The following is a 13,056-nucleotide window of genomic DNA, read 5'->3' as shown; positions in this document are numbered from 1 at the left end:
GTGGGGAGGTGCGGGTCAGCCCTTGACGGCACCGGCCGTCAGGCCGGAGACGACGGCGCGCCGGAAGATCAGCACCAGCAGCGCGATCGGCAGCATCGCCACCGTCGCGGCGGCGAAGATCGTGCCGTACGGCGTGGTGAACTGCCCGCCGAAGAGGGCGATGCCGACCGGGATGGTGCGGTGCTGGTCGTCGTTGTTGAGCGTCAGCGCGATCAGGAACTCGGTCCAGCAGGCCACGAAGGTGAACACCCCGGCGGTGAACAGGCCCGGCTTGGCCTGCGGCAGGATCACGCTGACGACGGTCCGCAGCGGTGAGGCTCCGTCCATCCAGGCGACCTCCTCCATCTCCTTCGGGATCGCCAGCATGTAGTTGCGGATGATCCAGATCGAGAACGGCAGGTTGAGCGCCGTGTAGACGACGATCAGGCCCTGGTAGGAGTTGAGCCACCCGGCGTCCCGCATCAGCAGGTAGAGCGGCGCGGCCAGCGCCACGGTCGGGAAGAGCGAGATCATTAGCAGCGCGGTCATCACCGACGCCTTGCCGCGCAGCGGCAGCCGCGCCAGCGCGTACCCGGCTCCCGTGCCCAGGCTCAGCACGAGCACGGTCGAGATGACGGTGACGACCGCGGAGTTCACGATGTAGGTGGCGAAGTGGTAGTTGCTGAACGCGTTGCTGTAGTTCGAGAAGGTCGGCTGATGCGGGATCAGCGTCGGGTGCGCGGCGCCGACGTCGGTGGTGGACTTGAGCGAGGTGGCCACGAGCCAGTACAGCGGCGCGGCGACGAACGCCGCGACCAGCAGGGCGGCGAGGTTGGTCCCGTTGACGATCCGCCGCCATCCGCCTGGTCGGCGGTTGATCACCACCGGACGTGCGGCGACCGAGGTGGGCTTGGAACCGGAACTGACGGTGCTCATACGGTCTCCTCCTGACCGACCTGGGCCCGGAAGACCTTGAGGAACAGCAGGCAGCCGACCAGCACGATCGCCGCCGTGGTGGTCGCCACGGCCGCGCCGGGGCCGAACTTGAGGTCCTGGAACATCACCCGCCAGCCGAGCATGGCGAGCGACTCGGTCGAGGTGCCCGGTCCGCCCTGGGTCAGCACGAAGGGCAGGTCGAAGAGCCCGAACGCCTGCAGGATGCGGAACATCACGGCGATGGCCAGCGTCGGCCGCAGCAGCGGCAGGCGGACCCGCCAGAAGATCGTCCAGGCGCCCGCGCCGTCGATCCGGGCCGCCTCGACGACGTCGCCGGGCAGCATGACCAGGCCCGCGAGGACGATGATGGCGACGAACGGCGTCGTCTTCCACACGTCGGCGACGCCCATGGCCACGGTCGCGTCCACCGGTGTGCCGAGCAGGTTGACGTCGTGTCCGGCGATGGGTGCGAGGATCTGGTCGACCAGGCCGTAGACGCCGTTGTAGAGGTAGGACCACAGCTCGGCGGAGACCACGGTGATCATCGCCCAGGGCAGCAGGAGCAGCGCCATCAGCCAGCCGCGTCCGACCTTGAGCCGCTCCAGGACCAGGGCGATCGCCGTACCGAGGACCATCTCCACCGCGACCGTGCCGACCGTGTAGATGACGGTGAACCACAGGTCGTGCTGCCAGCGCGCGGAGCCCACCACCAGCGAGAAGTTGGAGCCGGTGAATCCGGACAGCTGGAAGCCGTTGGCCGTCACGTTGACGTTGCTGAGGCTCATCACGACCGAGAACACGATCGGGAAGATCGTCACGGCCGCGACGACGAGCAGCGCGGGGCTGGCGAACAGCCAGCCGAGGCGGGCGTAACGGCGCTCCAGCGCCGACGCCTTGCGGCGCTTCCGCGCCTTCGGCCCGGCCGTGGCCCTGGGCCGCGCGCTCGCGGGGACGGCGTCTTCGGTCAGCGTGTCGGAGCTCAGTGTGGCTGAGGTCGGCGTGGGCGGGCCTGCCGCCTCGGGGTCGTCGGTGGTCACGGGGCACCTGCCTTGGCTGAAGCGGCTGAAACAGCTGGAACGGGATGGCCTGCGGGGGCCGGCCGTGGGACGGGACAGGACGGAACTGCCGTCCCACGACCGGGTTCGGTTCCTAGGTGGTGGTACCCGTCGGTTACAGCCCGCCACCGCCGATGGCCGTGCCGATGGCCTTGTCCGCGGCCGACAGCGCCGAGGACGGGGAGGTGGAGCCGGACAGCGCCGCGTTGATGTTGCTGTAGACGCTCTGGCTGACCTGCGCGTACGCGGCCACGTTGGACGGGCGCGTCACCAGCTTGTTCTTCGCCGCGACCGGGAACGCCGGGTTGGCGGACTGCACGCTCGGGTCGGCCAGGACGCTGGCGACCGTCGGGATCTCGCCGCCCTGGACAGCGATGATCTTCTGAGCGGCGGGGCTGGCCATCCACTTCACGAACGCGACGTCAGCCGCCAGGTTCTTGCTGTGCGGGTTGACGTAGAGGTTCCACCCGCCGGTGACCGAGTAGCCGGGACCGGTCTGGCCCGCGAAGGTCGGCAGGTTGGTGATGCCCACGTTGCCCGCGATCTTCGAGGAGGACGGGCTGTTCGAGTCCGCGTACGCGTAGGTCCAGTTGCGCAGGAACGCGGCCTGCCCGGAGGTGAACAGCTGCTCCGACTGCTGCTCCTGGAAGGTGGTGACCGCCGCCGGGGCGACGCCGCTGCTGACCAGGCCGCGCATGTAGTTCAGCGCCTTCAGCGACGCGGCCGAGTTGATCTCCGACTTGGTGGCCCCGGAGTCGACGATCTGGCCGCCGGCGTCCGCGTCGAACTCGGTCCAGTCACAGGTCAGGCCCTCGTAGGAGGCGAACTGGGCGGCGAAGCCGTACTTGACCGCCCCCTGCTTCTGCAACTGGGCCGCCTCGGACTGCAGTTGCTCCCAGGTCGTCGGAACCGGCAGGTGCGCCTTGGCCAGCAGGTCCTTGCGGTAGAAGAGGAACGCGTTGTCGGTGAAGAGCGGCACTGCCATCGTCTGGCCCTGGTACTTCAGGCCGTTGACCAGACCCGGCGAGAAGGTCTGCCAGAAGCTGGACGGCAGGTAGCTGTCCAGCGGCAGGGCGAGGCCGGCCTTGCCGAACTGCGCGGGCCAGACGACGTCGCCGTTGTACACGTCGAAGCTGGAGGAGCCGCCGGAGATCTGGGTCGTCAGCGTGGAGCGGTAGGCGTCGGTGTCGCTCGGGGCCTGCTCCAGGTTGACCGTGATGCCCGGGTTGGCCTTCTCGAACGCCGCGATCAGCGTCTTGCGGACATCCGTTCCGGTCGGGCCGAACTGGTTGGCGAACCAGGTGATCGTGCCCTTCGCGGGCCCGGACGCCGAAGGCAGCGCTCCCCCTGTGGAGCCGGAACCGCCCGAGCTGGAACTGCAGGCCGTGACCGCCAGCAGGAAGGCCGTCGCGCCCAAGGCCGTCGTCACGGTGCGTACTCGATTGCGGGAACTGCTGGACATGGGTGACGCTCCTCACGGTAGTGATCAGCATCGACACCCTGATGGATCCCGATTGCTGTACGTAGTCGGAGTTCTGACGGGTGATCGGTCGGCCGGTTCGGGCAGGCAGGTGAGGATAGGCGAGCGCTGGGATGAGGACAAGAAGTCCGGAAGGTGACGGACAGGAAGTTCAGGCACTGGACAACGCGTCCCGCGCCGCCTGCACCTCCCGCGCGTCGGACGTGTCCACCTGCGGCCGGCAGGCCGGTGCGGGCGACGCGCGGGTGACAAGAACTATCCGCACCGACTTGCGTTTCGCTCGGGTGACGAGAGTGTGTCCGGTGATCTTTTCTTGCGTCAAGAAAGGTACTCGGGGCGTTATCCAGCCGATACCGATCAGGAAGAGGAGCGCTCCGGTGCATGCACCCATGGAGCCGGGGTACTAAGGCCGTACGGACGTGCCCGCTCCCCGGGCACGTGTTCCGTTTCAGGGCGTTCTCGCCTTCTGGGCGTGCTGCGGCTACGGGGGTGGCGGGTGTTCGGGGACAGCCGCGTGCGACGGGGCGTACTGCTGATCTGTGCGGCAGTCGGCCTCTGCGTCGGCCTGTGCATCTGGTTCGCCCAGGGCTTGCCGGACTTCCGGCAGAACCTGCTGCTGAACCTGGCCCCGGAGCTGCTGACCACGATCGTGACGCTGCTGGTCATCCAGCCGATCCTGACCCGGCTGGAGGAGGAGCGCGTCCGCGAGCACCTGCGGTTGGACTACCCGTCGTTCTGCGACAGGGTGGCGCACACCCAGGACATCGTCTGCGTGCTGGACACCTTCTCGTACCTGATGTCCGGCAACAACGCCGAACGCTTCGCCGACGCCGCGCGCAACGCGATCGGACGCGGCGCGACGGTCCGCGTCATGCTGCTGGATCCCGACTCGCTGGCCGCACGGCAGCGGTCGCACGAGCTGAGCGCGGACGTGCGCCGCGAGATCATGCGGAACCTGCGCGACCTGCGGCAGTTGGCGGAGCGCCTGCCGGCCGCGCGGCGGGACCAGCTCCAGGTGCGCGTCTACGCCAACGCGCCGTCCATCCAGCTGTACCGGTGCGGTGAGCGGATGATGGTGAGCTTCTACCCCGTGGACCGCCTCTCCGGCGAGGGACAGCAGCTGGAGGTGCGGATCACCACGCCGCTCGGCGCCTTCGTCTCCGAGCGCTTCGCCGAACTGTGGACCCGCTCCCGACCGGTCCAGGAAGTGCTGACCAAGAACGTCCAGTTCGTCGACGAGGACGGCGGGGGCGCGCGGGAACCGCTGCGGCTGGAGTACGTCGACAGTGACGGCGGCCTCGTCCTGAGCGACCGGCGTCTCGTCGTGGAACTCGCCCGGCACCGCGACGGTCCGGTGCGCGTCACCGTGGGCGACCGCCCGGAGCGGATCTTCCAGCTGGAGCTGATCGACACCGCGGAGGCGGAGCTGCTCGCACGGCTCCGCGCGGCGTTCGTCGACAAGTACGGTGACAAGTACGCCGACACGTACGGTGAGGACGCCGAGGTTTTTGTCCGGCTGCACGAGACCCGCCCGACTCCGGTCTGAAGCGAGGGCATCAGGGGTATCAGGGACAACAGAAGCAGCAGCGGTACCAGCAAGGGCAATGCAGTCAAGCAGTGACAGAGGTTCGGTACGTGCCAGTGCAGAACGGTGATCGTCCAGTCTTCCGGGCTCTTTCCCTCCCCCACCTCGACGCCCTGCTCGCGCGCGCCGGGCTGAACGACCAGGACCGGATGCGGGCCCGGGCCGTGGCCGAGGTGCTGCCGTTCCGGACCAATTCCTACGTGGTCGACGAGCTGATCGACTGGCAGGCGGCGCCCGACGACCCGATCTACCGGCTGGTCTTCCCGCAGCCGGACATGCTGCCGCGCGCCGACGTCGACCGCATCGCCACGATGCTGCGCGAGGGCGCGTCGGCCGACCGGCTGCGCGCCGACGTGCACGAGCTGCGGCTGCGCCTCAACCCGCACCCCAGCGGCCAGCTCGACCTCAACACCCCGCTGCTGGACGGTGTGCCGACCGAGGGCATGCAGCACAAGTACGCGGAGACGCTGCTCTTCTTCCCGCGGCAGGGCCAGACCTGCCACGCCTACTGCTCGTACTGCTTCCGCTGGCCGCAGTTCGTGGGCGAGCCCGACCTGAAGATGGCCAGCGGGGACGCGGAGGCGCTCAGGTCCTACGTGGCCGCGCATCCGGAGCTCACCAGCGTCCTCATCACCGGCGGCGACCCGCTGATCATGAGCAGCTCGGTCCTGGCCCGCTACATCGAGCCGCTGCTGGACATCCCGCACCTGGAGTCGGTCCGGATCGGCACCAAGGCGCTCTCCTACTGGCCGCACCGGGTCCTGACCGACCCGGACGCCGACGGCCTGCTGCGGCTGTTCGAGCGGGTGGTGCAGAGCGGGCGCAACCTCGCGCTGATGGCCCACTACTCGCACCCGCGCGAGCTTGCGAACGCCTCCGCCGAGCAGGCTCTGCGCCGGGTGCAGTCCACCGGCGCGGTGGTGCGCTGCCAGGCGCCGCTGATCCGCGGCGTCAACGACCGGGCCGAGGACTGGGCCGTCCTGTGGCGCAGGCTGGTCGCCCTCGGCGCCGTCCCGTACTACATGTTCGTCGAGCGGGACACCGGCCCGCAGGACTACTTCGCCGTTCCACTCGGCCGCGCCTACGAGCTCTTCCGTGACGCGTACGCGCAGATCTCCGGGCTGGCGCGGACGGTGCGCGGGCCGATCATGTCGGCGACGCCGGGCAAGGTCCAGGTCGACGGTGTGGCCGAGGTGGCCGGTCAGCGCGCGTTCGTTCTCCACTACGTCCAGGCCCGCAACCCGGAGCTCGTCGGCCGCCCGTTCTTCGCGGCCTACGACCCGGACGCCCGCTGGCTCACCGACCTCAAGCCCCTCGACGGCACGGGCGCCCTCCCGGGGCTGAGCTGACACGCTGACGGACCGTCAGTACCAATGGCCCCTCCCGGCGGGCTTTCGGGAGGGGCCGGCGCACGAGGTCATGGCTCCAGGTCGGCCAGGGTGTTCCAGAACATGAGCTCGTAGCTCTGCAGCATCCGGCCGTACTCCAGCACGTCGCCGTCGGCCTGCCCCTGCCCCTCGGCCTGCCCCTGGCCCTGCCGCTGCGCCTGCGCGACCACGGCGATCGCGCGGGCGTCGGCCTCCGGGTCGGGCGCGGCGAAGAAGTCGAAGAAGGCGCAGGCACGGTCACCGAACCCGTAGCGGTGGCGGAGCGCGTCCGCGACGGTGGCGCAGTAGCCACCCCAGGCGGCGAAGTTGGCGGTCAGCGCGAGCACCACGCCGGTCGGCTCGCCGTTGACTGCGAGCCAGGCCAGGTAGGCCGGGTACGCCTGACACCCGGGCAGCGGCGCCTGCGCGCGCAGCGCCGCGTCGTCCGCCAGACCGCACGCGGCGGCGAAGGGCGCCAGCAGCTCCAGCGCCTGGGTCTCACCCGCGGCGAGCTCCGCGAAGTAGGCCCCGCCCGGCGAGTCCGCGCAACGCGCCGCCAGCAGCAGGAAGCTACGGCGGTCACTGGCAATGATCCGCCGCTGCTGCGCAGCGAGCGCGGCCAGCACGCCCGGCGGCGCGCTGCCGTCCGCGATCCGCCCGATCAGCCGGTTCTCGTCAGCGTGCGGCGCCAGCTCCGCGCGCACGCGGGCCAGCAGCTCACCGGCGTCCTGTGCCGTCGTCATGGCTGCACCTCTCCCCCTCGGTTGCCCTCGATTCCTGTTGTATGTGTACGTATCACGGCGGACCGACAGCACGCGGCGAGACGCGCGCACGGGCGGGTGAGGGCCAGGGTCAGGGCCAGGGCCAGGGTCGGGGTAGGGCTCAGGGCGCGTCCTGACGTGGGGTCGGAAGGAGCAGGCGGCGGCGACGCGGGGCGGAGTGGGCGGAGACGAGCCGGTCCCACTCCGGATCCGGGCTTCCCGGCACCGCGCGGCCGACCGCCGCCCATGACGCGGCGATCGCATTGAACAGGGGCGTGTCGCTCGACCGCGCGGCACTGTTCGGAGCACGCCGCGGAAACGGTTCCGCAGGAGTCACGTCCGGTTCAACGAACCCGACCGCCCTGCGGCACGCCCGGTCAGCCGCCCGAGTGAGCGCGCCATGCGGTACCGGAGCGCGCCGGGCCCGCGTGCGCGCCTGGGGCCTGTGTCAGCTCTGCTGCTCGACGGCCTGCCGAACGTCCCGCATCAACTTCCCGATGACGTCGGACCCGGTCCCGAACACCATCTTCTGCTGGTCGGGCTTCGGGTAGTACGAGACGCTGCCCATCGTCGTGGCCGTCATCCAACTGCACACCGTGCTCTCGGTCGCGAGATCCCCGTTCTGCAGGAGCTCCGACGCGCAGCCTGCGGTGCCGGCGTGGGGTCCGGGATCGACCGGCATCGAGTTGGTGGTGATCCTGTCCCCGGCGCCGTCCTCGGTGGTCTTCGGCGCCGCGTCGACCAGAGCGGTCAGCTTCGAGGGATCAAAACCGGAGCCGTTGTAGCCCGCGATGATGATGTAGACGTCGTACTGCGGGTCGTCGTAGACCGCGACGGCGGGCGTCCCGCCGGTGACGCCGAGGGGTGCGGCCTCCTGCGCGAGGGTGGAGCTGATCTTCGCCATCGCGTCGCTCGGAAGGGTGGTCTGTTTGAGACCCACCACCGTGCTCGGCATCCGGAGGGTCCAGCCCCCCGCACTCCCGGCGGCCTCCCCACCAGAGCTCCCGGCGGCCTTCCCACCCGAAGTCGTCCGGCTCGCCCCCACCGGCGACGCGCTCGACGCGCTCGACGCGCACGCACTGACGGCAAGCACGAGCGCGCCCGCCGATATCCCGGTCAACGTCTTGGCCCACACGGTTTTCGTCCACAGCATGGGTCCACCCTGCCGTGCCAACGCGACTGCCTGTCGCGAGGTTTGCTTACTGCACCCGTCAGCGTTGCTAAGCCGGTCGTCTAGGGTGGACGAACCGTCATGTACGCGAGAGGTACGCGAGGGAGCCGTCATGGACCTGCACAATCCCGCGCCCGTCACCGTCGACCAGGTGGTGCAGGCCTTGTCCGTGCTGGGCCAGGAGGTCGTGGCGGATCCCGAGTACCGGCCCTACGGCCCGACCCGGGACGACCTGCCGGAGCTGCTCGGCGGCCTGCTGGGCCGGGTGGAGTTCGAGGTGGCCACGGTCGTGGACCCCAACGACGATCCGCCGCACGCCATGTCCGAGCTGCAGGGCGGCTGGCGCACCGAGAGCGACAACCCCGACGTCCACCGGGCGGTCCTGGTCAACCGCCTGCACCGGACGGCCTTCGACATCGGCGCCGCACTCGGCGCGGATGACGTGACCGCGGTCGGGGAGGTCATCGGCGGAGAAGTCGTCGGCGAGGTCGTCGGCGAGGTGGACGGGGACCAGGAGGAGGAAGAGGCGGTCGGCCCGCCCGGCGTGGCAGGCGCGGCGGTCTGCGCGCTCGCCGCGGCGGATCTGCTCGCCGCGCAGGACGCGGTGGACGACGGCCGCACCCGCGCGGCCCACCACGCGCTGGATTCGGTCGAGGGCTTCCTCGCCCAGGCGCTGCTCACCGCGCACTTGCTGCGGTTGCAGCTGAGGGCGGAAGAGGAAGAGGAGTAGAAGAGGAGCAGGGGCCGACCCGTGGGAGCGAAAGCCTGCCGCGCAGGGCGCGTGGGCGCGGCCTAGTGTAGTGATATAGGCGGATTTCTGCCGTTTCGGGCCCTGGGTCGCAGGACCCGATCGCTCAGGAGGGCAGATGGCCACAACTCCGATGCCCCGGGCGTCCTCGGCCCGGATCCATGTGAACGTCGACGGCGTGGACCACCTGGACGAGGTGGAGCCACGCCTGCTGCTGATCCACTACCTGCGTGACCGGCTGGACCGGACCGGCACGCCGATCGGGTGCGACACCGGCAACTGCGGTGCCTGCACCGTCGATCTCGACGGGGTCAGCGTCAAGAGCTGCCAGGTGCTGGCCGTCCAGGCGGACGGCTGCCGGGTGACCACGATCCAGGGGTTGGCCGGTCCGGACGGGGCCTGGCACCCACTGCAGAAGGCCTTCCACGAGCAGCACGCGCTGCAGTGCGGCTACTGCACACCCGGGATGATCATGGCGGCCCGTGACCTGCTCAGGGAGACCCCGGACCCCACCCCGGAGCAGGTCAGGGACGCGCTGGAGGGCAACCTCTGCCGCTGCACGGGCTACCAGAACATCGTCCGCGCCGTTCTCGCCGCCGCGGCGGAACTGCGTCGCCAGGGCGCACCCGAGCCGCGCGGCCAGGCCGCGGACGTTCCCCAGGCGAGCGGTCAGGAGGCCCCGGCATGACGGACACAACGGGCATGACCGAGCAGGCCCGCGTCCGCGAGGTCGGCCGCGCGCGGACCCGCAAGGAGGACGCGCGGCTGGTGACCGGGCAGACCACGTGGACCGACAACATGTCCGCGCCCGGTCTGCTGCACGTGGCGATCCTGCGCAGCCCGATGGCCCACGCGCGGATCACCCGCGTCGACGCCACCCCGGCGCTGGAACGCGAGGGCGTCGTCGCCGTGTTCACCGGCCGTGATCTGGCCGAGGGACTCGGCTCGCTGCCCTGCGCCTGGCAGGTGACGGAGGACATGGTCCTCCCCGACCACCCGCCCCTCGCCGTCGACGAGGTGCGCTACGTCGGCGACCCGGTCGCGGTCGTCGTGGCCCGTGACCGCTACGCGGCGGCGGATGCCCTGGAGGACGTCTGGGTGGACTACGAGCCGCTGCCGCCGGTGATGGACCTGGAGGCGGCGCTGGCCGACGGCGCGCCGCTGGTCCACGCGCACAAGGGAACCAACCACTGCTACACCTGGCCGCTGGTCTCGGGCGACTACGAGTCCGCGCGAGCAGCGGCCGACATCGTCGTGCGCCGCCGCCACCACCAACAACGCCTGATCCCCAACGCGATGGAACCGCGCGCCTGCATGGTCGTCCCGGTTCCGGCCACGGGTGAGTACACCCTCTACTCCGCCACCCAGATCCCGCACATCCTGCGGATCATGATGGCGCTGACCACCGGCATCCCGGAGCAGAAGCTCCGCGTCGTCGCCCCGGACGTGGGCGGCGGCTTCGGCTCGAAGCTGCAGGTCTACGGCGAGGACGCGATCATGCTGGCGCTGGCCCGCGCGCTCGGTCAGCCGGTGAAGTGGACCGAGTCGCGCTCGGAGAGCTACCAGGCGCAACACCACGGACGCGGCCAGATCCAGGACATCGAGCTGGCCGCGACCAGCGACGGCCGGCTGCTCGGCATGAAGGCCGACATCCTGGCCGACATGGGCGCCTACCTGATGATCATCACGCCGGGCGTGCCGCTGCTGGGCGCGTTCATGTACCCGGGCATCTACAAGATGGACGCCTACGACTTCCACTGCACGGGCGTCTTCACCACCCGGACTCCGACCGACGCCTACCGCGGCGCGGGCCGTCCCGAGGCGACCTTCGCCATCGAGCGGACCATGGACGAGCTCGCCGCCGAGCTCGGCCTGGACCCGCTGGAGCTGCGCCGCCGCAACTGGATCCGACACGAGGAGTTCCCGTTCACCACCGTCGCGGGCCTCACCTACGACAGCGGGAACTACGCGGCGGCAACCGACCGCGCCGTCGCGCTCTTCGGCTACCAGGACCTGCGCGCCGAGCAGCGGGCCCGCCACGCCAACGCCGACCCGGTGCGGCTCGGCATCGGGATCTCCACCTACACCGAGATGTGCGGCCTGGCCCCGAGCCGGATCCTCGGCTCGCTGCGCTACGCGGCGGGCGGCTGGGAGGCGGCGTCGATCCGGGTGCTGGCGACGGGCAAGGTCGAGGTGATCACCGGCACCAGCCCGCACGGCCAGGGCCATGTGACGGCGTGGAGCCAGATCGCCGCCGACGCGCTCGGCGTGCCGTTCGAGGACGTCGAGGTGATGCACGGCGACACCCGCGTCGCGCCGCAGGGCATGGACACCTACGGCTCGCGCTCGCTGGTGGTCGGCGGCATCGCGGTGCACGAGGCGGCGCTCAAGGTCGTCGCCAAGGCGCGGAAGCTGGCGGCGCACCTGCTGGAGGCGAGCGAGGACGACCTCGACTTCGCCGACGGCGTCTTCACGGTGCGCGGCTCGCCCGAGGCGAGCAAGACAATCCAGGAGATCGCCTTCGCGGCGTTCGCCGCGCACGACATGCCGGAGGGCATGGAGCCGACGCTCAACGCGGAGCACCTGGTCGACCCGGAGAACTTCTCCTACCCGCACGGCACCCACCTCTGCGCGGTCGAGGTCGACACGGAGACGGGCGCGGTCGCGATCCGCTCCTACGTCTGCGTCGACGACGTCGGACGGGTCGTCAACCCGATGATCGTCGAAGGCCAGGTGCACGGCGGCGTCGCGCAGGGCATCGCGCAGGCGCTGTACGAGGAGGCGGTGTACGACGAGGCGGGCAACCTGGTCTCCGGCACCATGGCCGACTACCTGGTCCCGGCCGCGCCGGACCTGCCCGACCTTGTCACCGACCGGACCGAGACCCCGTCGACCTCCAACCCGCTCGGCGTCAAGGGCGTCGGTGAGGCGGGCACCATCGCCTCCACCCCGGCGGTGGTCAACGCGATCATGGACGCGCTGCGCCCGCTCGGCGTCCACGACGTGCGGATGCCCTGCACGCCGGAGCGCATCTGGCGGGCCGTCAGGGACGCCGCCCACGACAAGGCGGAGAACTCCCGGAAGGGGGACGCGTCGTGATCCCCGCGAAGTTCGACTACGCCCGCCCGCAGAGCGCGGAGGAGGCCGTCCAGGTCCTGGCCGAAGCCGGGCCGGAGGCGAAGGTGCTGGCCGGGGGCCAGAGCCTGATGCCGATGCTGCGGCTGCGGCTCTCCTTCCCCGAACTCCTCGTCGACGTCGGCGGCGTCGAGTCGCTGCGTGGCGTCCGCGAGCAGGGCCGGGAGCTGATCGTCGGCGCCATGACGACGCATCACGACGTCATTCGCGACCCGCGCGTGCGGATGCACGCCGGGCTGCTGGCCCAGGCCGCCGCGACCGTCGCCGATCCGGCGGTGCGCCACCGCGGCACCCTGGGCGGCTCGCTCGCCCACGCGGACCCGGCCGGGGACCTCCCTGCGGTCTGCCTGGCGCTGGACGCGACCATGGTCGCGCTCGGCCCGCAGGGCTACCGCTCCGTCCCGGCGGCGGACTTCTTCGTCGACTACCTCCAGACGGCCCTGCGGTCCGACGAGTTGCTGATCGAGATCCGCCTCCCGATGCTGGGCGACTGGGGCTTCCACTACGAGAAGTTCCACCGCACCGCGCAGGCGTGGGCGGTGGTCGGCGTCGCGGCGGCGGTGCGCCGTGAACGGGACGGCGGCGGGATCGCCGAGGCGCGGATCGGCCTGGTCAACATGGGCCCACGGCCGATGCGCGCGCACCTGACCGAGACGGCGCTCGCGGGCGCCGACGCGACCGAGGAGGCGATCGGGCGCGCCGCGACCATGGCCGCCGAGGGCGCGCATCCGCCGACGGACCTGTCCGGCTCCGCCGAGTACCGCGAGCACCTCACCCGCGTCCTGACCCGCCGCGCCGTCCTGGCCGCCACCGGCGCCGCCGCAGCGGGCGCGGTCTGA

General features: G+C 70.9%; 11 protein-coding genes. 6 read left to right on the top strand and 5 right to left on the bottom strand.

Annotation, left to right across the window (positions count from 1 at the left end):
* Positions 1 to 15: 15 nt before the first annotated feature.
* The 3 genes from ABH928_RS14255 to ABH928_RS14245 form a co-directional block, all read right to left on the bottom strand.
* Entirely contained in the window at positions 16 to 915 is a 900-nt protein-coding gene (locus ABH928_RS14255) for a carbohydrate ABC transporter permease (RefSeq protein WP_370066009.1), read from the bottom strand.
* Entirely contained in the window at positions 912 to 1,952 is a 1,041-nt protein-coding gene (locus tag ABH928_RS14250; RefSeq protein WP_370066007.1) for a carbohydrate ABC transporter permease, read from the bottom strand. The genes ABH928_RS14255 and ABH928_RS14250 overlap by 4 nt, the downstream gene beginning before the upstream one ends.
* Positions 1,953 to 2,085: 133 nt before the next feature.
* On the bottom strand, positions 2,086 to 3,432 hold the full coding sequence (locus ABH928_RS14245) for an ABC transporter substrate-binding protein (protein WP_370066005.1): 1,347 nt from the start codon (positions 3,430 to 3,432) through the stop codon (positions 2,086 to 2,088).
* Positions 3,433 to 3,964: 532 nt separating this feature from the next.
* Here ABH928_RS14245 and ABH928_RS14240 point away from each other — a divergent pair.
* Both ABH928_RS14240 and ABH928_RS14235 read left to right on the top strand, forming a co-directional pair.
* The gene (locus tag ABH928_RS14240) at positions 3,965 to 4,996 is read left to right on the top strand and encodes a hypothetical protein (protein WP_370066003.1); all 1,032 of its coding nucleotides are present in this window, start codon (positions 3,965 to 3,967) and stop codon (positions 4,994 to 4,996) included.
* A gap of 89 nt (positions 4,997 to 5,085) precedes the next feature.
* On the top strand, positions 5,086 to 6,384 hold the full coding sequence (locus ABH928_RS14235; RefSeq protein WP_370066001.1) for a KamA family radical SAM protein: 1,299 nt from the start codon (positions 5,086 to 5,088) through the stop codon (positions 6,382 to 6,384).
* A 68-nt stretch (positions 6,385 to 6,452) separates the two neighbouring features.
* Here ABH928_RS14235 and ABH928_RS14230 read toward each other — a convergent pair whose 3' ends face one another.
* Positions 6,453 to 7,145, bottom strand: a complete 693-nt coding sequence (locus tag ABH928_RS14230; protein WP_370065999.1) for a transcriptional regulator — start codon at positions 7,143 to 7,145, stop codon at positions 6,453 to 6,455.
* A 466-nt stretch (positions 7,146 to 7,611) separates the two neighbouring features.
* Positions 7,612 to 8,118 carry a hypothetical protein gene (locus tag ABH928_RS14225; protein ID WP_370065997.1) on the bottom strand — a complete coding sequence of 169 codons (507 nt, stop codon included), beginning with the start codon at positions 8,116 to 8,118 and terminating at the stop codon, positions 7,612 to 7,614.
* Positions 8,119 to 8,446: 328 nt separating this feature from the next.
* Between ABH928_RS14225 and ABH928_RS14220 the strand changes: the two genes are divergently transcribed.
* The 4 genes from ABH928_RS14220 (at position 8,447) to ABH928_RS14205 (ending at position 13,056) form a co-directional block, all read left to right on the top strand.
* Positions 8,447 to 9,064, top strand: coding sequence for a hypothetical protein (locus ABH928_RS14220; RefSeq protein ID WP_370065995.1), 618 nt, complete (start codon positions 8,447 to 8,449; stop codon positions 9,062 to 9,064).
* A gap of 136 nt (positions 9,065 to 9,200) precedes the next feature.
* The gene (locus tag ABH928_RS14215; protein WP_370065993.1) at positions 9,201 to 9,770 is read left to right on the top strand and encodes a (2Fe-2S)-binding protein; all 570 of its coding nucleotides are present in this window, start codon (positions 9,201 to 9,203) and stop codon (positions 9,768 to 9,770) included.
* A 14-nt stretch (positions 9,771 to 9,784) separates the two neighbouring features.
* Complete coding sequence (locus ABH928_RS14210) at positions 9,785 to 12,181, top strand: xanthine dehydrogenase family protein molybdopterin-binding subunit (RefSeq protein ID WP_370066102.1); 2,397 nt, start codon at positions 9,785 to 9,787, stop codon at positions 12,179 to 12,181.
* Complete coding sequence (locus tag ABH928_RS14205; RefSeq protein WP_370065991.1) at positions 12,178 to 13,056, top strand: xanthine dehydrogenase family protein subunit M; 879 nt, start codon at positions 12,178 to 12,180, stop codon at positions 13,054 to 13,056. Before ABH928_RS14210 ends, ABH928_RS14205 begins: the two co-directional genes overlap by 4 nt.

The organism is Streptacidiphilus sp. MAP5-3 (genome assembly GCF_041262505.1).
Lineage (GTDB): Bacteria > Actinomycetota > Actinomycetes > Streptomycetales > Streptomycetaceae > Streptacidiphilus.
This window is presented reverse-complemented; position numbering and strand designations above follow the sequence as displayed.